The sequence below is a fragment of the Corynebacterium sp. HMSC064H12 genome (genome assembly GCF_001809925.1).
In the GTDB taxonomy this organism is placed as follows: domain Bacteria; phylum Actinomycetota; class Actinomycetes; order Mycobacteriales; family Mycobacteriaceae; genus Corynebacterium; species Corynebacterium jeikeium_D.
The window spans coordinates 24,465-46,776 of record NZ_KV799321.1 but is presented as its reverse complement, the minus strand read 5'-3'; the positions used below and the strand labels follow the sequence as shown (position 1 = coordinate 46,776).

The 22,312-nt window shown below is 60.1% G+C and carries 21 protein-coding genes; 17 read left to right on the top strand and 4 right to left on the bottom strand.

All coding sequences use genetic code 11. From position 1 onward, the window contains the following. The first annotated feature begins 135 nt into the window (after nucleotides 1–135). The 6 genes from bioB (at nucleotide 136) to nadC (ending at nucleotide 5,912) form a co-directional block, all read left to right on the top strand. On the top strand, nucleotides 136–1,143 hold the full coding sequence (gene bioB / locus HMPREF2681_RS00215; protein WP_049193982.1) for a biotin synthase BioB: 1,008 nt from the start codon (nucleotides 136–138) through the stop codon (nucleotides 1,141–1,143). Further along, nucleotides 1,130–1,432 carry a biotin synthase auxiliary protein BsaP gene (locus HMPREF2681_RS00210; protein ID WP_016422960.1) on the top strand — a complete coding sequence of 101 codons (303 nt, stop codon included), beginning with the start codon at nucleotides 1,130–1,132 and terminating at the stop codon, nucleotides 1,430–1,432. Before bioB ends, HMPREF2681_RS00210 begins: the two co-directional genes overlap by 14 nt. 75 nt (nucleotides 1,433–1,507) lie before the next feature. Further along, nucleotides 1,508–2,086, top strand: coding sequence for a hypothetical protein (locus HMPREF2681_RS00205; RefSeq protein WP_049193981.1), 579 nt, complete (start codon nucleotides 1,508–1,510; stop codon nucleotides 2,084–2,086). Between the two features lie 291 nt (nucleotides 2,087–2,377). After that, nucleotides 2,378–3,454, top strand: coding sequence for a quinolinate synthase NadA (gene nadA / locus HMPREF2681_RS00200; protein ID WP_049193980.1), 1,077 nt, complete (start codon nucleotides 2,378–2,380; stop codon nucleotides 3,452–3,454). Between the two features lie 10 nt (nucleotides 3,455–3,464). After that, nucleotides 3,465–5,024: an L-aspartate oxidase gene (gene nadB / locus HMPREF2681_RS00195; RefSeq protein ID WP_083301567.1), complete on the top strand. Its 1,560-nt coding sequence runs from the start codon at nucleotides 3,465–3,467 to the stop codon at nucleotides 5,022–5,024. 6 nt (nucleotides 5,025–5,030) lie between these two features. Next, nucleotides 5,031–5,912, top strand: a complete 882-nt coding sequence (nadC, locus tag HMPREF2681_RS00190; RefSeq protein WP_070545592.1) for a carboxylating nicotinate-nucleotide diphosphorylase — start codon at nucleotides 5,031–5,033, stop codon at nucleotides 5,910–5,912. Between the two features lie 35 nt (nucleotides 5,913–5,947). Here the strand turns inward: nadC and HMPREF2681_RS00185 are convergent, their stop codons facing one another. The 3 genes from HMPREF2681_RS00185 to HMPREF2681_RS00175 form a co-directional block, all read right to left on the bottom strand. Then, nucleotides 5,948–6,523 (bottom strand): hypothetical protein, encoded by a 576-nt coding sequence (locus tag HMPREF2681_RS00185; RefSeq protein WP_049170302.1) that lies wholly within the window; start codon nucleotides 6,521–6,523, stop codon nucleotides 5,948–5,950. 50 nt (nucleotides 6,524–6,573) lie between these two features. Beyond that, complete coding sequence (locus HMPREF2681_RS00180) at nucleotides 6,574–8,364, bottom strand: hypothetical protein (RefSeq protein WP_070545590.1); 1,791 nt, start codon at nucleotides 8,362–8,364, stop codon at nucleotides 6,574–6,576. A gap of 77 nt (nucleotides 8,365–8,441) precedes the next feature. Continuing rightward, entirely contained in the window at nucleotides 8,442–10,148 is a 1,707-nt protein-coding gene (locus HMPREF2681_RS00175; protein ID WP_070545586.1) for a hypothetical protein, read from the bottom strand. A 295-nt stretch (nucleotides 10,149–10,443) separates the two neighbouring features. On the opposite strand from HMPREF2681_RS00175, the gene hisD reads away from it, so the two are divergent. From hisD to HMPREF2681_RS00150, 4 genes are all read left to right on the top strand, one after another. Continuing rightward, complete coding sequence (gene hisD, locus HMPREF2681_RS00170) at nucleotides 10,444–11,796, top strand: histidinol dehydrogenase (protein ID WP_070438960.1); 1,353 nt, start codon at nucleotides 10,444–10,446, stop codon at nucleotides 11,794–11,796. After that, nucleotides 11,796–12,938: a histidinol-phosphate transaminase gene (locus HMPREF2681_RS00165; protein WP_070545583.1), complete on the top strand. Its 1,143-nt coding sequence runs from the start codon at nucleotides 11,796–11,798 to the stop codon at nucleotides 12,936–12,938. The genes hisD and HMPREF2681_RS00165 overlap by 1 nt, the downstream gene beginning before the upstream one ends. A gap of 45 nt (nucleotides 12,939–12,983) precedes the next feature. Further along, the gene (gene hisB, locus HMPREF2681_RS00160; RefSeq protein WP_070438967.1) at nucleotides 12,984–13,622 is read left to right on the top strand and encodes an imidazoleglycerol-phosphate dehydratase HisB; all 639 of its coding nucleotides are present in this window, start codon (nucleotides 12,984–12,986) and stop codon (nucleotides 13,620–13,622) included. A gap of 284 nt (nucleotides 13,623–13,906) precedes the next feature. Continuing rightward, a complete protein-coding gene (locus HMPREF2681_RS00150; RefSeq protein WP_048734650.1) occupies nucleotides 13,907–15,328 on the top strand; it encodes an MFS transporter in 1,422 nt (473 codons plus the stop codon). Nucleotides 15,329–15,433: 105 nt separating this feature from the next. Here the strand turns inward: HMPREF2681_RS00150 and HMPREF2681_RS00145 are convergent, their stop codons facing one another. Next, nucleotides 15,434–16,057, bottom strand: coding sequence for an arsenate-mycothiol transferase ArsC (locus HMPREF2681_RS00145; protein ID WP_070545580.1), 624 nt, complete (start codon nucleotides 16,055–16,057; stop codon nucleotides 15,434–15,436). Nucleotides 16,058–16,245: 188 nt separating this feature from the next. Here HMPREF2681_RS00145 and hisH point away from each other — a divergent pair, with 188 nt between their 5' ends. From hisH to HMPREF2681_RS00110, 7 genes are all read left to right on the top strand, one after another. Beyond that, on the top strand, nucleotides 16,246–16,944 hold the full coding sequence (hisH, locus tag HMPREF2681_RS00140; RefSeq protein ID WP_016422947.1) for an imidazole glycerol phosphate synthase subunit HisH: 699 nt from the start codon (nucleotides 16,246–16,248) through the stop codon (nucleotides 16,942–16,944). Nucleotides 16,945–17,092: 148 nt separating this feature from the next. Further along, nucleotides 17,093–17,827, top strand: a complete 735-nt coding sequence (priA, locus tag HMPREF2681_RS00135; RefSeq protein WP_070545578.1) for a bifunctional 1-(5-phosphoribosyl)-5-((5-phosphoribosylamino)methylideneamino)imidazole-4-carboxamide isomerase/phosphoribosylanthranilate isomerase PriA — start codon at nucleotides 17,093–17,095, stop codon at nucleotides 17,825–17,827. A 102-nt stretch (nucleotides 17,828–17,929) separates the two neighbouring features. Continuing rightward, the gene (locus HMPREF2681_RS00130) at nucleotides 17,930–18,742 is read left to right on the top strand and encodes an inositol monophosphatase family protein (RefSeq protein ID WP_049170313.1); all 813 of its coding nucleotides are present in this window, start codon (nucleotides 17,930–17,932) and stop codon (nucleotides 18,740–18,742) included. A gap of 83 nt (nucleotides 18,743–18,825) precedes the next feature. Then, nucleotides 18,826–19,602 (top strand): imidazole glycerol phosphate synthase subunit HisF, encoded by a 777-nt coding sequence (gene hisF / locus HMPREF2681_RS00125; protein WP_070429588.1) that lies wholly within the window; start codon nucleotides 18,826–18,828, stop codon nucleotides 19,600–19,602. Continuing rightward, on the top strand, nucleotides 19,599–19,997 hold the full coding sequence (gene hisI, locus HMPREF2681_RS00120) for a phosphoribosyl-AMP cyclohydrolase (protein ID WP_048734633.1): 399 nt from the start codon (nucleotides 19,599–19,601) through the stop codon (nucleotides 19,995–19,997). The genes hisF and hisI overlap by 4 nt, the downstream gene beginning before the upstream one ends. Nucleotides 19,998–20,108: 111 nt before the next feature. Next, nucleotides 20,109–21,653 carry an anthranilate synthase component I gene (locus HMPREF2681_RS00115; protein WP_049193970.1) on the top strand — a complete coding sequence of 515 codons (1,545 nt, stop codon included), beginning with the start codon at nucleotides 20,109–20,111 and terminating at the stop codon, nucleotides 21,651–21,653. A gap of 7 nt (nucleotides 21,654–21,660) precedes the next feature. Next, nucleotides 21,661–22,311: a TIGR02234 family membrane protein gene (locus HMPREF2681_RS00110; protein ID WP_049182100.1), complete on the top strand. Its 651-nt coding sequence runs from the start codon at nucleotides 21,661–21,663 to the stop codon at nucleotides 22,309–22,311. The last annotated feature ends 1 nt before the right edge of the window (nucleotide 22,312 follow it).

Below are 22,312 nucleotides of genomic sequence, written 5' to 3'. Positions count from 1 at the left end.
GGAGCGTAAATCCGCGACACGACGGGAATTGAACCCTGTTCGACATTCTGTAGCTGCGGTATTAAGTTTGATAACTGTACAACTTCTGAAACGGTGTTCAAGTTTTATCCCCAGCCTCAAGGAGCGTCACCCCCCATGACTCAACAGCAGCAGGACATTTTGGAACTCGCCCGCGAAAAGGTGCTCGCCCGCGGAGAGGGGCTGAACTACGAGGAGACCCTGGCGGTTCTGAACCTCGATGACGACAGCATCGAGAAACTGCTGGCGCTGGCTCATGAGGTGCGCTTGAAGTGGTGCGGCGAAGAGGTCGAGGTTGAAGGCATTATCTCGTTGAAGACTGGCGGCTGCCCAGAGGATTGCCACTTCTGTTCGCAGTCGGGTCTGTTCGAGTCTCCGGTACGTTCGGCATGGCTGGATATCCCGGCTCTGGTGGACGCCGCCAAGCAGACTGCAAAGTCTGGTGCGACTGAGTTCTGCATCGTTGCTGCAGTAAAGGGGCCGGATGAGCGACTGCTCAGCCAGATGGAACAGGCCGTCGCCGCCATTCAGGCAGAGGTTGACATTAATGTGGCCGCATCGATGGGCATTCTGACGCAGGAACAGGTGGATCGCCTGGCCAAGGCTGGTATTCACCGCTACAACCACAACCTTGAGACCGCCAAGAGCTACTTCCCGCAGGTCGTGACCACCCACACTTGGGAAGAGCGCCATGACACCCTGCGCATGGTCGGCGAAGCTGGCATGGAAGTCTGCTGTGGCGGCATCCTGGGTATGGGCGAGACCCTTGAGCAGCGTGCTGAGTTTGCTCAGGACCTGGCGGCGCTCAACCCGACCGAGGTGCCGATGAACTTCCTCGACCCGCGCCCGGGCACTCCGTTCGCCGGTCGCGAGCCGATGCCAGCTAAGGATGCACTGCGTGCCATCGGTGCCTTCCGTTTGGCACTGCCGAAGACTATCTTGCGTTTTGCTGGTGGTCGTGAGCTCACCCTGGGAGACCTGGGCGCAGAAAAGGGGCTGCTCGGCGGTATCAACGCTGTCATTGTCGGTAATTACCTGACCACTCTGGGCCGTCCGGCGGAGCAGGATCTAGACATGCTTGGCAAGGTACGACTCCCAATTAAGGCTCTCAATGCAACTGTCTAAGCCTCGGACATCTAGCCCGCGCTCGCCGCGGAGTAAGAAAGTCGACTCCACAGAGCTGCTCCAGGCCATGGTGCTGGGAGATGAGCCCAAGTTCGATCCTTTTACCGGCGCCGACCTCGAAGCTGGTGAAGTGCGCGAACGCTCCTATGGTGCAAAAGCTGGACTGGAGGCGCCTCGGTTCTGCCAGCTCTGTGGGCGCCGGATGGTGGTGCAGGTGCGTCCGGACGGCTGGACTGCAAAGTGCTCGCGCCACGGCGAAGTGGACTCCGTTATGTTGGAGCAGCGATAAAAGGCGCTGGTTGTGCTAGTGCGCCATTCGGGCACGCTAGTACTGGATGTGCGCCGTGAGGTAAGTTAGTCAACTATGACTATGAAAAATACCCGAGTCCCACACGTTGAAAAGCAGAGCGTGGCAATGGCCTCGGGTATTGTTCTCTTTTCCGTTGTAACGGGAACGATAGCCGGAGTGGCCTGGGCATTCTTACGCCCCAAGCAGCAAGTGCAAATGCTCCCGGATAACCAACTAGCGATTATTCAGGAAACCGTTGACGCTGGTTTTATTGGGCTGCTCTGGTTTGTTGCTGTCACTGCCATCAGCGGCCTGGTGCTGGGAATTACTACCTTCCGAAACCGTGCCATCACGACGCCTGTGCAGATGCTCACAGCAATTGGCTGGGCAGGTTTCTCCGCGTTGATGAGCGCAGCAGTGACGTACCTCGTCGGTCAGTCGGTTGCGGCATTGCTCCAGCCGGATCTGGCGGGCATGCAGCCGGGCGATAAGTTCTCGGTGATTCCAGACTTCAAAACCTATGTAGCACTGCTCGTCGCGCCACTGGTTGCCATGCTCGCACTGTGGTCCCGGGTGTTGTTCCAAACGGACTTCACGGAAGGTAACGAGAGCGCTGCGGACAATGTTGCGGACGCAGATTCGGTCACTAAGTGAGGCAGTGAGGTTCTGCGCGGGGGCCGTCGTAAAGCACTGTTTCCTACTGAACAGGGGTAGTTATTGGGAAATAGGCTTATACAAGCCTTACAATTTTGGGAAATAGGTTCGTCTTCGATGTCAGTATTCGCCCCGATTTAGGGGCTTTTTCGATATTGTGTGGCGAGCTTAGGTCTCTTGCACTTGCCCGTTTGAGTCCGCTGCGAATGCCTCCGGGGACCGTTGCCGGTAACGGTGACGGCGTTTTTCCGGTCGTAGCCACAGCCCATTGAAGTAAGGACGTAGTTTTCCGTGAATACCAGCCTTGCGGCCAATGCTTCCAGCCTGCCGCGCCTTGAATCGGATCTGTACGAATCGGTAGTCGATAAAGATGGCCGCTACGGTGGCGTAATTGCAGATGAGCGCTGGGCCCAGGAGATTAGGCGCCTCGCCCGCGAACGCAATGCCGTAATTCTTGCGCACAACTACCAGCTGCCGGAGATTCAGGATATTGCCGATTACACCGGCGACTCCCTCGGACTTTCCCGCATCGCTGCGGAAACCGATGCTGACGTCATCGTCTTCTGTGGTGTCCACTTCATGGCGGAAACCGCCAAAATTCTGAGCCCTGAGAAGACCGTCCTTATTCCGGACGAGCGCGCCGGCTGCTCCCTGGCGGACTCCATCACTGCAGATGAACTGGCCGAGTGGAAGGCAGAGAATCCCGGCGCACTGGTGGTCAGCTACGTCAACACCACGGCAGACGTAAAGGCTCTGACCGACATCTGCTGTACTTCCTCCAACGCCGTCGACGTGGTCAAGTCCATCCCGGAAGACCAGGAGATCCTGTTCAACCCGGATCAGTTCCTCGGCGCACACGTCCGCCGTGAGACCGGCCGCGACAACATCAAGGTATGGGCTGGTGAGTGCCACGTCCACGCCAACATCAACGGTGAGGAACTCGCGCACCGCGCGGAGGAGAACGCCGATTCGCAGCTGTTCATTCACCCGGAGTGCGGTTGCGCGAACTCTGCGATTTACCTCGCAGGTGAAGGCACCATCGAGCCCGAGCGCGTGCAGATGCTCTCCACTGGCGAGATGCTGACCGAGGCGCAGAAGCTGAAGGAGAACAAGCCCAACGGCAAGGTGCTCGTGGCCACTGAGGTGGGCATGCTCCACCAGCTGCGCAAGGCCGCACCGGATGTCGACTTTGAGCCGGTCAACGACCGCGCTTCCTGCTCGTACATGAAGCTCATCACTCCGGCGGCTCTGCTGCGCTGCCTCGTTGAGGGCACTGATGAAGTCGATGTCGAGCCGGATGTCGCCGACAAGGCGCGCGCTTCGGTCGAGCGCATGATCGCCATCGGTAACCCAGGCGGAGGCGAGTAACACGTTTGGTCTGCGCCCATCATTCGACAGTTGGACACTGACGTGTGACTTCCTCGTCATCGGCGGGGGAGTCGCAGGGCTCAGTGCTGCGCGTCGGGCTCTTGAGCTCGGCCTCGACGTGCTGGTTATCGACAGCGTCGAGTGGCGCGTCGGTGCCCGCAAACAGCTGCGTTTCGCCGATGCTGCCACGAATCTCGCCCAGGGCGGGCTCGCGGTCGTCGGGCTTGACGACGACCCCAGCGGCCATGTGGCCAACGGGTTCGACGACACCACTGATTCCCATATCGCGGATACTCTCGATGCCGGTGCCGGACACGGCGATGAAGAGGCTGTGGCTTCCATCATCCGCGCCGGCGCTGCGGCGACCGAGTGGCTAATCGGGCTAGGCGCTACATTCGACCCGGCACCGGATAACCCGGCCGTTTATTCCCGCACTAAAGAGGGCGGACACCACGCGCGGCGCATCATTCATGCCGGCGGTGACGCCACTGGTGCTGAAATCGAGCGCGCCCTAGAAGCCTCAGTTACCGGCGTGCGAGTACTGCAAAACGCCACAGCGCGCCAGCTCATCGTTGGCAAAGACGGCCGCGTGCTGGGGGCGCTGGTAGCGGATCCCCGTGGCGGTGGCGCTATTCGCGCAGGCGCCACTCTGCTGGCTACCGGTGGCGTGGGCCATATTTACCGTGCGACCACGGCCCCCTCGGGCGCCCGCGGCGAGGCTATCGGCATGGCCTCCGATGCTGGCGCGGAGATTCGGGACATGGAGTTTATCCAGTTCCACCCGACGGTGCTCTATGACGAGCGCTCGGCATCAGATGGCACCGGCCGACGCCATCTCATCAGCGAGGCGGTCCGTGGTGAAGGAGCCATTCTCGTCGACTCCCGGGGCAACAGTGTGACCGCCGGCGTTGACCCTCGCGGGGACCTGGCTCCGCGCGATATCGTCTCGCGCGCCATCGCGACTCGCATGCGCGAGCTCGGCGAGGACCACGTCTTCCTCGACGCACGTCACATCGACAACTTCGCCGCCCGCTTTCCGACGATCACAGCGGGCCTGACCGCAGCGGAGATTGATCCGACCAAGGACCTCATTCCCGTGGCCCCGGCGGTCCACTACACCTGTGGTGGTATTGCCGTCGACCCATTCGGTGCAACTAGTGTGCCGGGCCTCTATGCGGCCGGCGAATGCTCCGCAACAGGGCTCCACGGTGCCAACAGGTTGGCCTCCAATTCGTTGCTGGAGGGCCTGGTCGTCGGCAAGCGGGTGGCCGAAAGAGTCGCTGAAACACACGCTGTGCCGGTCGGGGACGAGGAATTCGCAGCGGCCGTTGAAAGCCTGCCTCAGCCACGGCCAGAACTGGAACCACGGCAGCTTTTCCGGTTGCAGACGGCGATGCAGGAAGGCGCTGGTGTAACGCGTAATGAGCAGAGCTTGCGGCAGGCGTTGGCGGTTATCGATCGGCTCCCGCAATCGGTTCAGGTCGTGGCCGCAAGGAAAGTCGTCGAAGCAGCATTGGCACGACCATATACTTTGGGGTGCCACACTTGGTTTGAAAAGGATGGGGATTAGCTAACCATGACTCTTGAGAAGGACACGCTGCGCGGGGTGCTGAACGAAAACATCACCCGCGGACTCATTCGGACGGCACTGCAGGAAGATATGAGCTTCGGGCCGGATGTGACCTCGCTGTCGACAGTCTCGGCAGCTGCGCAGGCACGCGCCCGGCTGGTGGCCCGGCAAGAGGGCGTTATCGCGGCTATCGATGCGGTGGAGTGGACGCTGCAGGAGGTCATCTCGGGTGAGTTCACCGTCGAAAAGCACGTTGAAGATGGCACCCTGGTGCGTCCTGGCACAGTGCTGGCAACGATTTCTGCGCCGACTCGGGGGTTGCTGACTGCTGAGCGGACAATGCTGAATATCCTCACGCACGCCAGTGGTGTAGCTACTGCGACGCGCCAGTGGGCTGACGCGATTGTCGGCACCGGTGCGCGGGTGCGCGATTCCCGAAAGACGCTGCCGGGGCTGCGCAACCTGGAAAAGTATGCTGTGACCTGCGGCGGCGGAATTAACCACCGCTACGCTTTGGGCGATGAAGCACTGATTAAGGACAATCACGTGGTGGCTGTCGGTTCCGTGTCCGGTGCGTTGAAGAGGGTGCGGGATCAGTACCCGGAGCTGCCGTGTGAGGTGGAAGTCGATACCCTCGCACAGCTCGATGAGATCCTGCCGATGAAGCCGGATATTGTCATGCTGGACAACTTTGAGGTCTGGGAGACCCAGATTGCGGTGCAGCGCCGCTCGCAGATTTCTCCGGCCACGCAGCTTGAGTCCTCTGGTGGACTGACCATCGATGTGGCTCGTGAGTACGCGTCCTGTGGTGTCGATTACCTGGCTGTGGGCGCGCTAACCCATTCGGCCAAGGTGTTCGATGTCGGACTCGACTTCGACGAGCAGTAGCTGAATCAGCCCCCGGTATCGCTTCGCAGCTTCGCCTACAGGCGACGGGCGATTTCTGCGCCAATCTCGCTTAGTGCCGACCCCCAGCGCTCCCGCGATTGCTCATCACAGGTTTCCTGTGCGCGGTAAAGCGCCTTCTCCGCAGCAGCGACATCGCCCAAATGCAGGTGGCACTGTGCAATTTGTGCAAGCAGAGGCACGGCCTGGATATTGAGCTTGTCGGACTGGAAAAGTCCCGCCGCCAACTCCAGGTGATCAATGGCGCGCCCCTGATGTCCTCGACGAATCTCTGCCTGGCCGTTCAAGGTGTGCCACATCGCCCAGCGCAAGTGGCGCGGAGGGGTGTCCGCGGTCGGCTCGAAGCCGTCTTTCTCCAGGTTATCCAGCAGATCCAACCAATCCGCGGCCTTGTCCATCAGCTTTGGTGCAGAGCCACGGATGGGGCGCCCCAGACTGTCGGTCTGCGGGGCATCAGCCTTGTCGCCGAGTTCCTCGAACCCCTGCATCAGAGTTAGGGCTGCTTCCCAGAGGTTGTTTTCCTCAGCCAATGCCGTGGCGGCGTCGAAAAGCTGCTGCGGGCTAGAAGTCGCGGAATCACCAGAAGTAGTCATGACCTAACACTCTACTTTGTGTCACCGCCAGTACCGAAGTGGGCGGGGCGCTAGTATTCGTCGTCAAGCGACTGAATGATGATGACGTCAAGGGCATCGAGAACAGGATGGCCTTCCCACACGTCGCGGGGCAGAAGCTCTTCGACGCGCCGAGCATAGGCGGCGGCTCCGTCGGAATCACCCGCGTCGAGACGGTAGCGAACCCCCGCCAGCAGCGCGCGGGCGGCTTCCTCGCCATCGCCGGACTGCAGGTAGCCCTTCGCGGCGGCTTCCACATGGTTGATAGCCAACGTGTCGCGGCCAGCGGAGTAGAAGACGTAGGCGGCATCGTCGTGCCAGTCGGCGAGTGACCAGTCGTCGGAGATGAGCTTCTGAGAACGCAGCAGAAGGTCCTCAGCCTCGTTGAGCGTGTGGTCAATGGCGGCGGAAGCGTCCTCAGAGACGATCTCGGCGGTGAATTCGGAGCCCTCTTCGGAAATGACCAGGTCAATGACATGAATGATGGAACGCGCAGCCTGGCGGTAGGCCTTGGCCGCGCCCTTGGTATCGCCGTTGCGTTCAAGGTGCTCGCCGTGTTCGATGAGCAGCTTTGCCGCCTGGCGGGGATTATTGCCGAGACCCGCGGCTGTGGAGGCAATAGAAAATGCCGCGTCGGTGCGTTCTTCATCGGCGGTAAATGCTGACCAGTGCGCAACTGGTTCGGCAAAGCGCAGCGCCTCGTCAACCTCATCGGCATCGAGGAGACTGCGGGCCAAAACGAGCTGGATATCCATGGTGATGGGGTTGACCGGCATGCCCTCGGCGCTGGCGAGCGCGTGGCGGGCAATGTCGGCGGATTCCGCGAAATCGCCGTGGGCGTTGAGAAGCGCACAGAGCAGACGCACGCTGCGAAGCACCGCGACCGTGAGTCCCGCATCGAGACCAGCCTGCACGATTGGGCGTAGCTGGCGGATTGCCTCCGCTTCCTCACCAGCTTCCAGAGAGAGGAAAGCCAGGAATTGGCGTGCTTCAATCGTCGTGGTGACGGGTTCCGACTGAGGGGCTGCCGCGACGCTGGCTGCGATGCGGGCGGCCCTGCGCAGCTCACCACGGCTGTGTGCGAGCTGCGCCTCCAACAGCTTGCGGTCGTCGAAACTGCTTCGCTTTGGTGCCCAGCGTGCGGACCATTCAGAGAGTTGACCGGCGATTTCCGCCCGGCGCGCCAGCGATGCTGCGGCACCAGCAACAGCCGCGCTGACCAGGTAGTAATAGGCCTCCCCGGGCTGTGGAGTGGTGGCGACGATGTCCTTAGTAAGCCTGATCAGCTCGGGGATTTCGGAGTCCTCGGGGCGCCGGCCGGTGATGGCATCACCTGGGTTGGCGTCGATGAAGGCCTCTGCCTCGGCGAATGCTCCGTAGGAGCGTGCGTGCAAGATCGCGGGGCGGATGTTGGCCTCAGTTGCCCAGCGCAGCCACTCGGCGCGTGCAGCAGCGGCTTCTTCTACTAATTCCAGTTGGTCGGCGACTGCGTGCCTGAGTGCGTGGAATTCGCCAACGACATCGGGGGAGTTGGTAGGCGCGTCGGCTAACCAGTGCGTGTGGGCGAACTTGGTGACAGCGCGCCAACTGGTGACGTGGTCGAGCGTGGCACCGGCCCTGCGGGAAATAACCAGCAGCTCCGGAAGTGAGTCCGGTAATGCCTTTAGCGGATTGGGCAGGGGAGGAAAGTCCAGGGGTTCGGACGAGTTCTCCGTTGCTGATGCGTTTTCTGAATTCCCTGACGCGTAGTCGGCCGCGATGCCGGTATCCCAATCGCCAACTTGAATTCCAGACTCAGAGTTTTCTTCTTCCCACCAGACCATTGGACTATCTTCGCCCGTGGCATCGGGAAGATGCAAAAACTGCTTTGTTTTTCAGACCTGTGCAGTCGGGTGCGCTGTTAAGCCGGGTTTGAAAAGCTACGCATTAGTCCACGAACTTCATCGCGCACCGGGTGATCCGGGCCGACTAGGTCGCCGATGCGAACCGCGAACCGGCGGGCGCGTTCCTCATTGTTATCACTAGCAGCAGCACGCACCGCGATGGTCAGTGTGCGGGCGGCGTCGGCAGGGGCGTGGGCTTCTAAGAAAAGCTCGGCAGCTTCGTCGGCGTACTTGTACACGCCGTCGTTGTCCCACACAGACCAGCACAACAGCGCCTGTGCTTCATGCCACTTGGCCGATTCCCAGGACCCAACCACGTAGCCACGTGAGCGTTCCATCAGGTGGTCAGTCAGTTCACTTGTAGCGCCCACGTTACTGAGTGATAGTGCGGCATCCATCAGAGTTTCCGCAGGCGAAATCGGGGACGAGTATCCGGCACGAATATCGGCCAGTGCGTCGAAGAGTACTGCGGCATGCTCAGTATTGCCCTCTTGGACTGCCGATTCCGCCGCAATGGCACAGGAAAAATCAGTACGTGCGGAATCCTGGGTAGGCTCAGACCACTTTGCAACCGACTCCGCTTCCTGGCCGGCATGGTGGAAATCTCCGAGCTCGTACAGTGCCGTTGCCTTCAGCAGCGCGATTTCCATGGTGACTTCACAGTTGGGGTAGTCTGCCGACACATCCTGGGCGCGCTGAGTTAGCTTCAGCATCTCCCCGGCATCGGGCTTGTTGTGTGCCACCTCGAAGTTGATGTCTGCCATCTCACGAACCGCGAGAATATAGTCAGTGTCCAGTCTGTGCTGGTCCGCGACTGCCACGTTGTTTGACAGCATTCGGAACGCGGTATCGCTATTACCTGTCTCTATCGAGTACCGTGCCAAATTCTGCCTCAGCTCAAGGCCCGCGATTACGGAGCGGTTACCGATTGCATTGAGCTGTGAGGCGCAAAGTCGCGCTGCGTCGACGACTTTCCCGGCTCGGTGCAGCAGTGATGCCTCCGTCAGAGTCTTCGCCAGCGCAATCGACTCAAACTTATCCTCATTTGGCAGTGCACGAATCATCTCGTGCAGCTCCCGTGCCAAGTCCTCGCGGTTGACCTTTCGCAGGGCGCTTGCAATCCGAATCAGCGCGTCAGTCAGTGCCGCCCGCTTCTTCCACTGGCGTGGGCTAAACGGCTCCTCCGCTTCTTCGCTTGCCGACGATTCCTGCGGCCGCGGCCCATCCGCATCCGTGGTCACCGCGCTGTGACTGCTGGTTGGGGCATCCAGATCGTCGGCAAGCACGAGTGCCCGGTACGAGGTGATTTCCCTGCTCATGCGTGCGATGAGTGGGATTTCGGTCTCTGCGGCAGCAGAGGTGGGGCCATCGGCGATAAAGGTGGTGTAGCGGCGGGCTTCGTCCGCGGCCAGCCGTGCCCGGGCGCGCCAGTACTCCGGGACATTGTCGTTATCGGATGCCCATACCATCCAGTTCAGGGCGGCATCGTGCGCAGCCGTCATCATGCCGAGAGATTCGGTGACCTCGCGGACTATGCGGTAAAACGCGCCGACGTGTTCGGTAACGCCGTGGGCCTCCGGATCGGAAAAGAGTTGTGGGTTGTAGAAATGATGCGCGAAAACTGATTCCAGTTGGCGCGTGGCCAGGGAATTATCGGCTGCGGTCGCTTCTGCGTAGTCTGCGACGAGCTTCCGCAAATCCGGGCTGTTTCCGTCCTGGTTCAACAGCTGGCCTTTCTACGACTGGTTACTACTTTCCCTAACACTGTAATGGGTCACTGTGGCGGAACTAACTTGCGCCACAGTATGAGGGGTTAAATGGGGCAATCGGTATGAACCGGGCGTGAGAAAGATATGCTTAGTTCATACTCAAGGGTGCCTTTAAGGGCGAATAGTAGCGAAAACCGTGGATAAAGTCTTTGGCTTGACCCAGATTTTCAATACTTTGTTGTCATTTCTTTGTCACTCTGAAGTGCTCACGTATGAATCCATCGTGCGAATAGGCGGTTACTAATTAATTATGTTGTCCACTATTGATCTTCGCGGTCAGACTCCCACCACCGCCACTCTGCGTCGAGTGTTGCCGCGCGGTGCGGCAGACGTTGATTCCATGATTCCCACGGTCAAACCCGTTGTCGATGACGTGGCAGCCCGTGGTGTGGAAGCGGCGATGGAGTACTCCGAGAAGTTCGACCGTATTCGTCCGGCATCCATGCGCGTTCCAGCGGAGGTTATCGATGCCGCGGAAGCCGCGCTGGAAGACGACGTCCGCTCTGCTCTGCAGGAGTCCATTGGGCGCGTGCGCGCGTTCCACGCTGCTCAGAAGCCGAATGACAAGACTGTTGAAATTCTTCCCGGCGGCATTGTCCGTGAGAAGTGGATTCCGATTTCGCGCGTCGGTCTTTACGTCCCCGGGGGCAACGCCGTCTACCCGTCGTCTGTATTGATGAACGTCATCCCAGCTCAGGAAGCTGGTGTGGAGTCCCTCGTCGTCGCCTCTCCGCCGCAGGCCGACAACGACGGCTGGCCGCACCCGACCATCCTGGCTGCCTGCAAGCTGCTTGGCGTGACCGAGGTGTGGGCCGTCGGCGGTGCACAGGCCGTCGCACTGCTCGCATACGGCGATGAAAATGAGAGCCTCGAGCCGGTCGACATGGTCACCGGTCCGGGCAACATCTTCGTTACCGCCGCTAAACGCCTGTGCCGCTCGGTCGTCGGTATCGACGCCGAAGCTGGTCCGACCGAAATCGCCATTCTTGCAGATAACGCCGCTGATCCTGTCTCCGTCGCCTACGACCTGATTTCCCAGGCAGAGCACGACATCATGGCCGCCAGCGTACTTATTACCGACGACGCCGATTTCGCCGCCGCTGTCGACCGCGAGGTCGAAAACCGCTACGAGGTCACCATGAACGCCGACCGCGTTCGTGAGGCGCTCACCGGCAAGCAGTCTGGCATCGTGCTTGTCGACGACATGAATATCGGCATCCAGGTTGCAGATGCCTACGCCGCTGAGCACCTGGAGATCCACACCGAAAACGCACAGGCCGTTGCCGAACGCATTACCAACGCTGGCGCAATCTTCATCGGTCGCTTTTCGCCGGTGCCGCTGGGCGATTACTCGGCTGGCTCCAACCACGTGTTGCCGACCTCCGGTACCGCCCGCCACGCCTCGGGGCTGTCAACGCACACCTTCCTCAAGTCGGTCCACATGATTGACTACAACGAGGCCGCGTTGAAGGAAGTTGCCGACAGCGTAGTAGTCCTGGCCAACGAAGAACGACTGCCAGCGCACGGCGAGGCCATCCGCGCCCGCTTTGAGACGCTTCTCGGCTCTGAGAGCAATGGCGCAGAAAAGGGGAACGACAACTAATGAGCAACCAGCCTGAGAACCAGTCACAGCAGTCGGTAGCCAAGTTGGTGCTGGCAGATTTGCCACTGCGCGACGAACTGCGCGGCGAGGAAGCCTACGGTGCTCCGCAGCTCGACGTCGATGTTCGCCTGAACACCAACGAAAACCCGTACCCGCCATCCGATGACCTCATCGCCGACCTGGTGGCGCAAGTGGAGAAGGTCGCCTCTGACCTCAACCGCTACCCGGACCGTGACGCAGTAGTACTGCGCAGCGCACTCGCCGACTATGTCACCCGCCAGACCGGCGTGGACATCACCGTTGACCAGGTATGGGCTGCCAACGGCTCCAACGAGATTCTCCAGCAGCTGCTGCAGGCATTCGGCGGGCCAGGGCGCAGCGCAATGGGGTTTGTGCCCAGTTACTCAATGCACCCAATCCTCTCGTCCGGCACGCAGACGGAGTTTATCGGCATCGACCGCGACCCGGAGACCTTCGACATCGACATGGATAGTGCGCTCGCGGCAATTGCCGAGCACCGTCCTGACGTCATCTTCATCACGACGCCGAACAACCCGACTGGCAACCTGACTACGCTCGCTGACTTGCGCCGCATTATTGAAGCCGCGCCGGGCATCGTCATTGTCGATGAGGCCTACGCCGAGTTCACTGAGGAGCCGTCGGCGACAACGCTGCTGGTTGAGTTCCCGTCGAAGCTGGTTGTCTCCCGCACGATGAGCAAGGCTTTCGACTTCGCAGGAGGCCGCCTCGGCTACTTCGTTGCTAACCCGGCATTTATTGATGCTGTGATGCTCGTACGTCTGCCATACCACCTGTCGACGTTGACACAGGCCGCAGCCACAGTTGCACTTCGCCACTCGGATGCGACGCTGTCGACCGTCGCAAAGCTTGCCGACGAGCGTGACCGCGTCGTAGCCGCCCTGAACAGCTATGGCTACGACGTGATTGACTCGTACTCGAACTTTGTCTTCTTCGGTCGTTTCGCCGATGCCTCGACGGCATGGCAGAGCTTCTTGGACGAGGGAGTACTCATCCGCGATGTTGGCGTGCCCGGTCGTTTGCGTGCCACTATTGGTCTGCCCAGTGAAAATGATGCACTGCTGGCGGCGGCCAAGAAATTGGCAGCGACCGCGCTGGCTTAAGCGAAATGCTGCTGGTACATCCCACTATAAGGAGAAATCTGACTTATGCACGCCAGTGATAAGGACCATCTGAAGGCAGAGCGCACTGAGCGCGTTGGCCGTATCGAGCGCGCCACCCGCGAATCGAGCATCGTCTGCTCGGTGAATCTCGATGGCACCGGCAAGGCCGATATTTCGACCGGTCTGCCGTTCTTCGACCACATGTTGACCGCTTTCGGCTCCCACGGCAGCTTCGACCTGACTGTGCACGCCAACGGCGACACCGAGGTCGATGCGCACCACACGGTGGAGGACACCGGCATTGTGATGGGGCAGGCCTTCGCCCAGGCGTTGGGGGACAAGTCTGGTATTCGTCGCTTTGGTGACTGCTATATCCCGATGGATGAAACGCTGGCACACGCAGTGGTTGATGTGTCTGGTCGCCCGTACTTCGTTGGCACTGGCGAACCAGAGCAGATGTTGACTGCCGTCATTGGTGGTCACTACGCAACGGTTATCAATGAGCATTTCTTTGAGTCCTTCGCCCTAAATGCCCGTATTGCGCTGCATGTTCGCTGTCTCTACGGGCGCGATCCGCACCACATCACCGAGGCTGAGTACAAGGCTGTGGCCCGTGCCCTGCGTGCTGCCGTCGAGGACGACCCGCGCGTCCACGGTGTGCCGTCGACCAAGGGCACTCTGTAGGTCGCAGCTGAAGTAGACGGCCGCTGTAGGAAACCGGAAAATCCGCCTTAGCTGGCATTTTAGGGGAATCGATGGTAACAACGTCTGTAGACGTGCTTTTAGCGCAGGTGTCTACCGCATCGACGCTGAGCACTTATTTTTTGTTCATTGTCGCTGGTCTGCTGGTGGGCGGAACATGGTCACTCTATAAATCCGGATCGAGGGTCGGAACAATTGTCCTTGGTCTCTTATCTGTGATCGCGCTCGCCGGCGCAATTTTGTGGTTGATAGGAGTGATGGAGTAAATGGCGTCCCGGGTGATGGACCGCAGGCAGTTGGACGAACTGGACAGCATGTGGAAAGCGCCCGGACTAGTACCTACGCTAGTCGCCGTGATGGCCGCCTTCGGTGGCTGGTCACTCCTCATGCCTGTCATTCCGCAGGCAATTCTTGACGATGGCGGTGGAACCTCGCTCGCCGGTGCCTACACCGGTGTTTTTATGGCCGCTACCGTTCTCACACAGACGCAGACTCCACGTATGTGTCGCCGTCTTGGCTACGGCATGACCATGCTGATTTCAGGTCTGTTTCTGGGCTTGCCGACGATTCTGCACATCTTTGGCACCGATGCTGCTTTGGTGCTCATCATTGCGGTTCTCCGCGGTATGGGCTTCGGTGCGTTGACTGTCGCCGAGTCCGCATTGATTGCCGAGCTAGTGCCAATGAAATTTCTGGGTAAGGCCTCTGGCGTTCTCGGTGTGGCAGTTGGTTTATCTGAGCTCATTTTCTTGCCACTAGGACTAATCATTGCGGACAAGACGGGTTCTTACACCCCTGTTTATGTCCTGGGCGCCGTCATCTCGCTTGTCGGTTCGTTGATGGCACTCTTTATCCCGAAGATTAAGCCAGCGCCGAAGGAGGGCAAGGGCGGCAAGGAAGACGTCGGCGATCCTGTGCCCGGATCTGCAGCAACTCAGCCGAGCCCCGTTGAGCACGTTGCCACATGGAAGCTGGTGGCCATTCCCGCGCTCGCAATTTGCACGATTGCGATGGGCTTTGGTGGTATTTCCGCATTCCTTGCCCCGGCAGCTCGCGAAATTGATCTGGTCTCCGGTGCGGTTGTGGCTGGCCTGTCGCTGTCTGTTCTCGGTGGCGCGCAGATGGTGTTCCGTTATTTCGCAGGAATCTACGCCGACCGGAAGTCGGAGGCTGGAATTCTGCTGATTCCGGCATTGATCAGTGGTTTTGTTGGCCTGCTGATGATGTCCGGCGTGGTTCTCTTTGATCTGTCGGCCTGGCTGCTGCTGGTTGCGGCCATTTTCTACGGCGCGGGCTTCGGCATAGTGCAAAATGAGGCTCTGCTGCTGATGTTTGCCCGCCTGCCGCGTGACCGTACTGCTGAGGCCAGTGCCTTCTGGAACATGTCCTTTGACTCGGGCACTGGTATCGGCTCGTTCGTTCTGGGAGCCGTAGCCGCGGCTGCACTCCGTCCGTACCCGGCTGTCTTTGCCTTTGCGGCAGCTCTGCTGGCAGTTGGCCTCATTGGTGCGGTGCTCGACCGAATCATCGGAAAGCACCGCGTGGCGGAATACCAGAACACCCGCGCTACGCTGCGTCGTCTGGGAGATGCCGTGAAGCGTCGTACGCCGGAGGCCGCTGTGCGTGTTGCCCGCCCGGCAAAGAATGCAGTGACGCGTTTGACGGTTCGGGACCGCAAGAAGAAGTAACTACACACAAAGAGACATTTGAAAAAGAGTGGCTGCGCAAGTTCTTGCGCAGCCACTCTTTTTGGTTATTAGATTCAACCCCCGGCGTGGGGCAGCCGTGCCTGTTTACGCGACGGCGACGTCCATCTCGGTGAAGAGAGCCCGCAGGCGGGTTTCGATATCGTCGATAAGCGACTGGAGCTCATCGTCTGCGAGATTGTCCGGATCTGCGACATCCCATTCCACGTAGCGGTCGCCGGGGACTGCTGGTGTCTCGTCGATGCCCATGAGTACGACAACGTCGGCGCGGTGGGAAACGCGGGGAGTAATCACCTTTTGGGTGAGGCGTGAGGTGTCCACGCCACGGTCGTGAAGAGCCGCGACGACGCGAGGGTTCAGGCCATCCTCTGGATTGAGGCCGATAGTGCGGATAAAGACTTCGTCGCCAACCAGGTGGTAGGCCAGGGCAGTGGCAATCTGACTGCGGCCGGAACCGCGGCTATCGGCAAAGAGAATCTCTTGGCGCGGGGCGCAGTCCTTGCATCCGCTCGCGGCCTTGATGCGTTCGGTGGCCTCGCGTTCGGCGAGGACGGGGAGGAAGTTAGTCACCTTCGCAGAGTTGGACAGCTCTGCAATGACATCGTCGAGGATGGAATCGATGGTCGCAGCATCGCAGGCTGCACCGTAGAGCCGGTGAAGGTCCTCGCGGACAATGGCAAATGATTTACTAAGAACGGATGCGGTAGTCATGGCGTCGGAGCCTCTCTGTGAAAAGTAATCAGGGGTATTAGGGATAAATCAATAACTTAGTTAACCTGTTGTTAACCTTGAGTTTACCAAAGTATTCGGTAGTTGTATACCAGTGCTTTTGCCTATCCAGGCAGTTTTCTTGGGGTAAGTGGCAAACATCGATTCCCAGCGCCTTAAAATGTCCAACTATGGAACAAGTCTCACCTTCGACGAAGACCCCGACCGTTGCCATCCTTGATTACGGCTCCGGTAATTTGCGTTCAGCTGAGCGCGCTGTGGCCACCACGGGTGCCGAGGTTATTGTGACCGCCGATCCGAAGACCGTGATGGAGGCCGATGGTCTGCTCGTTCCCGGCGTCGGCGCCTATGCCGCATGCATGGAGGGTTTGCATCGAGTACAAGGGCCGCGCCTAATCGGCTCACGACTCGCAGGTGGTCGACCAGTGATGGGAATCTGCGTCGGTATGCAGGTGCTCTTTGACCGCGGCGTCGAGTACGCCGACGGCATCCACGCAGCGGAGACCGACGCATCCGCAGCTGTCACCGGCACCCCGGGTTGTGGTGAATGGCCCGGTACTGTCGAGCGTCTCGAGGCGTCGATTCTGCCGCACATGGGCTGGAACACGGTTGAAGTACCGGAAGGCTCAAAGATGTTTAAGGGACTGGAAGATCAGCGTTTTTACTTCGTCCACTCCTACGGTGTGCGCAAGTGGGACCTTAATACGGATTCTCGCATCGCTCCGCCGCTGGTGACGTGGTCTGCCCACGAATCCGATCGGTTTATCGCAGCCGTGGAAAACGGTCCGCTGTGGGCCACGCAGTTCCACCCTGAGAAGTCTGGTGAAGCAGGGTTGAAGCTGCTGCAGAACTGGGTGGACACGCTGTAGTTGCCCAATCGGTAGTATCTGCCCTAACCGCACTACCTGGTAGGTGACGGAGTTTCGCCACCTAGACCACCTATACTGAGATAACTAGCAACAAGCATCGTTGTGACAATCGCCACAACGCCCAAAAGTCGAAGAGAGTAGAGCCCCCATGAGTTTGACCCTGCTGCCCGCTGTAGACGTAGCCGATGGCCAGGCTGTGCGCCTTGTTCAGGGTGCTGCTGGAACCGAGACTTCCTATGGTGCACCGCTGGAAGCTGCCATGAATTGGCAGAACGCAGGCGCTGAGTGGATCCACCTGGTCGACCTCGATGCCGCGTTCGGTCGCGGTTCGAACTACGACCTGCTTGCCGACGTGGTGGGCAAGCTCGACGTGAAGGTGGAGCTCTCCGGCGGTATCCGTGACAACGCTTCGCTCGAGGCTGCGCTGGCCACCGGCTGTGCCCGCGTCAATATTGGCACCGCCGCACTGGAGAATCCGGAGTGGTGCCGCGAGGTTATCGCCAACTACGGCGACCGTGTAGCCATTGGTCTGGATGTTCTTAACGAAGAGGGGCAGTGGCGCCTGCGCGGCCGCGGCTGGGTCTCCGACGGCGGTGACCTCTGGGAGGTGCTGGAGCGCCTGGATGCTCAGGGTGCATCCCGTTTCGTGGTGACTGACGTCTCCAAGGACGGCACCCTGCAGGGGCCGAATGTGGAACTGCTGCGCGAGGTCGCCGCTGCTACCGATGCTCCAATCGTCGCTTCTGGCGGTGTCAGCAGCCTGGACGACATTGCAGCTATTGCCACACTGGTCGATGAGGGCGTTGACTCCGCAATTGTGGGTAAGGCGCTCTACGCAGGGCGTTTCACCCTGGAAGAGGCCCTGGTAGTAGCTCGCGGCTAAAGAGAACACTTTCGTGGCCGGGCCGGGGAGACGTCGTCAAGCGAAAGCGTTAACGAGCAAACGGCACCCCGGCTGAGACGGCGGATGAAGGATTTAGAAAGTATGGATGCCCTGGAACCGCGGGCGATGCTCGCTATTGCTGAAGCGGCGCTCGATGAGGTCGAAGGCCTGTTCACGCAGCAGGTGGGCGCGGACCCGGTTGTCATGAAGCCGCGCGGAGATTTCGCGACGGAGACTGACCTGGAAATTGAGCGTCGTCTGCGCAAGCTCCTCACGCAGTATTCTGGGCTGCCCGTCTACGGCGAGGAATTCGGTGGCAAAGTCCCCGAGGAACATACCGCCTGGGTCATCGATCCGATTGACGGCACCACGAACTATTCCAACGGTTTTCCGCTGTGTGCCATGCTGCTCACACTCATGCATGAGGGGGAGCCGGTGGTTGGTATTACCTCCATGCCTCTGCTACGCCGGCGTATTACCGCAGCTAAAGGTAGCGGCACGTTCGTCAACGGCCGTCGCGTCAACATCGACGCCGAGGCCGGCCGCCCGGTTTCGATTGCCTTCGGGTCCGTCATCGCGAGTACCGACGGCACACTCCCGCGCAAGTGGCGTCAACTGCTGCTGTCAAAGGTGGGCGAACGCTATCCGACGATCCGAATTACTGGCTCTGTCGGAGTGGACTTGGGTTCCACCGCGATGGGGGCATTCGGCGGCACCGTGACTTTCTCACCGCATGTGTGGGATAACGCAGCTGGTGTACTTCAGATTTCCGAAGCCGGTGGCGTGGTCACAGACTTGGCGGGCAATCCTTGGCGGCATGATTCCGTAGGCGTGCTGGCGGGAACTCGCGATGTTCATGCCACGCTGCGGTCGATTATTGACCAACTGGGTCGTCCGGAGACTTTCCGGAGCTAAACCGTGGGCGACGTCCCGAGCTGGGTGGTTGCGCAAACCGTCGATCCACAACTTTGAGCTAACACGAGGAGAACTTAAAAACTATGTCTCTGGCAGTACGCGTGATTCCTTGCCTGGATGTCAACAATGGGCGGGTCGTCAAGGGGGTTAACTTTGAGAATCTCCGTGATGCCGGCGATCCGGTGGAGCTGGCTCGCCGCTATGGCGAGGAGGGCGCTGATGAGCTGACCTTCCTGGATGTCACGGCTTCCAAGGATGGCCGTGGCACCATGCTCGACGTGGTGCGTCGCACCGCAAGTGAGGTCTTCATTCCGCTGACGGTCGGCGGTGGCGTGCGCAGCGTCGAGGATGTCGATCAGCTGCTCCGCGCCGGAGCTGACAAGGTCAGTGTCAATACCGCTGCGATCGCACGTCCAGAACTGCTCAGCGAGCTGTCGCGCCGCTTCGGTGCGCAGTGTGTCGTCCTGTCGGTGGATGCCCGCCGCGTTCCCGAGGGAGGCACGCCGCAGCCGTCGGGCTTCGAGGTGACGACGCACGGTGGTTCACGCTCGGCCGGGATTGACGCCGTCGAGTGGGCACGCCGTGGCGAGGAGCTCGGGGTCGGCGAGATTCTGCTGAACTCCATGGATGGCGACGGCACCAAGGATGGCTTCGACCTGGAGCTGCTGGAGAGAGTCCGCGCTGCCGTCGACGTCCCGGTGATCGCCTCTGGCGGTGCGGGCAAGGCAGAGCACTTCCCCCCGGCAGTGCGCGCCGGTGCCAACGCGGTTTTGGCCGCATCCATTTTCCACTTCGGCGAGGTCAGCATTGCTGAGGTTAAGGAAGAGATGGCCCGCGAGGGGATCGAGGTGCGCCAGTGACTGGTCTAGCCCCGGGCGCTGCAGCTCACGGCGCCGGAGACGATCCGCGTGAGTACACGCTCCCAGCAGATATCGCGAACATCGCCAAGTTCAACGCTGACGGCTTGATTCCGGCCATTGTGCAGGAAGAATCCACTGGTCGCGTGCTCATGATGGCATGGATGGATTCCCACGCGCTGGCGTACACCATCGCTACCAAGCGCGGCACTTACTGGTCGCGCTCCCGGTCCGAGTACTGGATTAAGGGGCTTACTAGTGGCCATTTCCAGACCGTGACATCGCTGGCGTTGGACTGTGATGGCGATACCGTGCTGATGCAGGTAGTGCAGGACGGCGCGGCATGCCACACTGGCTCGCATAGCTGCTTTGACGTGCATCCCGTGTTCGAGGGCTAATCAGTCGATCCGGGTTGCCGAGGTGGGGATTTCGTCGTCAAGCGCGCCCACCTCCGGTGAAGTCCGGGGTTAAGTGATGTGCAATCCGGGGTGCGTGGCACAATAGCGGCTATGACTCGTATCACCATGACCACGCGTGAGCGCTTTCGTGAACTGGCTGCACACCATCGGGTCGTGCCCGTGGTTCGCAAGGTTTTGGCGGACGGCGAAACGGCGCTGTCGGCCTACCGCAAGCTCGCGGCCGATCGTCCCGGCACTTTCTTGCTGGAGTCCTCCGATGTGGGGCAGTCGTGGTCGCGCTGGTCATTTATCGGTTGCGGCAGTCGTGCTGCGCTGACGGTGGATGATGCGGGGGAGGCAACCTGGATTGGTAATGCGCCGTCGGGTGCGCCAGAGGGCGGAAATCCGTTGGATGCTCTGCGTCGCACGCTGGAGCTGCTGCACACGGAGCTTCCGCTTGCCGACGATGCCTCGGTACCCAAGCTCACCTCTGGTCTCGTTGGCTACTTCGGGCATGACATTGTCCGCTACATCGAGCCACAGCTGCCGGATACCACTGACAATGATTTGCAGATTCCGGAGCTCATGCAGCTGCTGGTGGAGGATCTGGCTGCTTTTGACCACCACGAGGGCGTGCTGTGGCTGATTTCCAATGCTGTCAACTGGGACGGCTCGGATGAGCGGATTGACCAGGCGTATGACACCGCCTGTGACCGTGTCAATGCGATGGTGGAGCGGTTGTCAGAGCCTTCTGATCTGCGTCCGGCGGAAATTAGCTTCCCAGAGCCGGTGATTCGTCGCCAGCGCGCCGCCGACGACCACATGGATCGTATTGAGCGTTGTAAGGACCACATCCGAGCTGGTGATGCGTTCCAGATTGTGCTCTCGCAGCGGTTCGAGATGGACACGCAGGCGTCAGCTTTTGATATCTACCGCATCCTGCGGGTTTCCAATCCGTCGCCCTACATGTTCCTGGTCAACGTTCCAACCAAGGACTTCTCCGCTACCGCTTTTCAAATTGTCGGTTCCTCCCCGGAATCACTCGTGGCAGTTCAGGGCAGTGAGGTCATCACCAATCCCATCGCGGGCACACGTCCGCGCGGTGCCACGGTGGAGCAGGACAATGCGCTGGAAGCTGATTTGCTGGCAGACGAGAAGGAAAATAGTGAGCATCTGATGCTCGTTGATCTTGGCCGCAATGACCTCGGACGTGTCTGCCGCCCGGGCAGTGTAGTTGTGCACGACTTCCGTCATATTGAGCGCTACAGTCACGTTATGCATCTGGTCTCTACGGTCACCGGCGAGCTTTCCAGCGACGCCACTGCCGTCGACGCGTTCGCGGCCACCTTCCCAGCGGGAACGCTGTCGGGTGCGCCGAAGCCTTCCGCGCTGAGCATTATCGACAAGTTCGAAGACACGCGTCGGGGTGTTTACGGCGGCACTGTTGGATACTTTGACTTCCGGGGCAATACCGATCAGGCAATTGCCATCCGCACAGGTGTGAAGAAGGGCGATACGGTCTATGTTCAGGCTGGCGGCGGAATTGTCAGTGACTCTGACCCGGTGGCAGAGGATGAGGAGACCCGCAACAAGGCCGCGGCCGTGCTGCGAGCTGTCGCGGCAGCTGAGACACTAGTCCCAGCGGAAAGGAGCTAGGTTTTCGATGAAGTCGACAACGATGCTCTCCGGTGGCCTCATTGGTGTGGCCGCAGCGGGAATGTGGTTGTGCAGCCGTAGTGCGTGGCTGACGGTCGATACTGTTGATGACAAGTCCGGTCCAGCGACCACAGATTTGGTGGGCGCAGTCTGGGCTCCAGAGTTGACGTCGATTGCGCTGGCAATGGTGGCTGCACTGTTTGCCACCACCATTTTGGGCTCACTGGGGCGCCGTATTGTCGGTGGCCTCGCGGCGCTGCTCGCAGTTGCGGCGTCGTGGACTCCGATGACTCTGCTTGCCAGCGGAGAAGACGGGGTGGATTCCCAGCGGGCACTGGATTTGTTGACGTCGGGAAGCGCCTCACAGCGCGCCAGTGATGCGGTGACTGTGGCAGACTGGGCGCAGATCTCAGCGATTGAAGTGCATGCGATGGGGCCATCCCTGGCCTTGCTGTGCTGCGCATTGGCGCTGGTCGGGGCGGTATTGTTGGTGCGTCGACCGGGTACTGTGAAGAAGCAGAAGTCCAGCGCGTATGAGACCCCGGAGGTACGCCGTCAGCGTATCGCCGAGGACCTGGAGGAAGACCCACAGTCGGGTCGAGTTCTGTGGGATGCTTTGGATGCCGGTGTAGATCCTACGGATCTGGATAAGGAGTAAG

Coding starts and splice junctions, on each gene's coding strand:
- bioB (WP_049193982.1), top strand. CDS start 136: ATGACTCAACAGCAGCAGGACATTTTGGAACTCGCCCGCGAAAAGGTG.
- HMPREF2681_RS00210 (WP_016422960.1), top strand. CDS start 1,130: ATGCAACTGTCTAAGCCTCGGACATCTAGCCCGCGCTCGCCGCGGAGT.
- HMPREF2681_RS00205 (WP_049193981.1), top strand. CDS start 1,508: ATGACTATGAAAAATACCCGAGTCCCACACGTTGAAAAGCAGAGCGTG.
- nadC (WP_070545592.1), top strand. CDS start 5,031: ATGACTCTTGAGAAGGACACGCTGCGCGGGGTGCTGAACGAAAACATC.
- HMPREF2681_RS00185 (WP_049170302.1), bottom strand. CDS start 6,523: ATGACTACTTCTGGTGATTCCGCGACTTCTAGCCCGCAGCAGCTTTTC.
- HMPREF2681_RS00180 (WP_070545590.1), bottom strand. CDS start 8,364: ATGGTCTGGTGGGAAGAAGAAAACTCTGAGTCTGGAATTCAAGTTGGC.
- hisD (WP_070438960.1), top strand. CDS start 10,444: ATGTTGTCCACTATTGATCTTCGCGGTCAGACTCCCACCACCGCCACT.
- HMPREF2681_RS00165 (WP_070545583.1), top strand. CDS start 11,796: ATGAGCAACCAGCCTGAGAACCAGTCACAGCAGTCGGTAGCCAAGTTG.
- hisB (WP_070438967.1), top strand. CDS start 12,984: ATGCACGCCAGTGATAAGGACCATCTGAAGGCAGAGCGCACTGAGCGC.
- HMPREF2681_RS00150 (WP_048734650.1), top strand. CDS start 13,907: ATGGCGTCCCGGGTGATGGACCGCAGGCAGTTGGACGAACTGGACAGC.
- HMPREF2681_RS00145 (WP_070545580.1), bottom strand. CDS start 16,057: ATGACTACCGCATCCGTTCTTAGTAAATCATTTGCCATTGTCCGCGAG.
- hisH (WP_016422947.1), top strand. CDS start 16,246: ATGGAACAAGTCTCACCTTCGACGAAGACCCCGACCGTTGCCATCCTT.
- priA (WP_070545578.1), top strand. CDS start 17,093: ATGAGTTTGACCCTGCTGCCCGCTGTAGACGTAGCCGATGGCCAGGCT.
- HMPREF2681_RS00130 (WP_049170313.1), top strand. CDS start 17,930: ATGGATGCCCTGGAACCGCGGGCGATGCTCGCTATTGCTGAAGCGGCG.
- hisF (WP_070429588.1), top strand. CDS start 18,826: ATGTCTCTGGCAGTACGCGTGATTCCTTGCCTGGATGTCAACAATGGG.
- HMPREF2681_RS00115 (WP_049193970.1), top strand. CDS start 20,109: ATGACTCGTATCACCATGACCACGCGTGAGCGCTTTCGTGAACTGGCT.
- HMPREF2681_RS00110 (WP_049182100.1), top strand. CDS start 21,661: ATGAAGTCGACAACGATGCTCTCCGGTGGCCTCATTGGTGTGGCCGCA.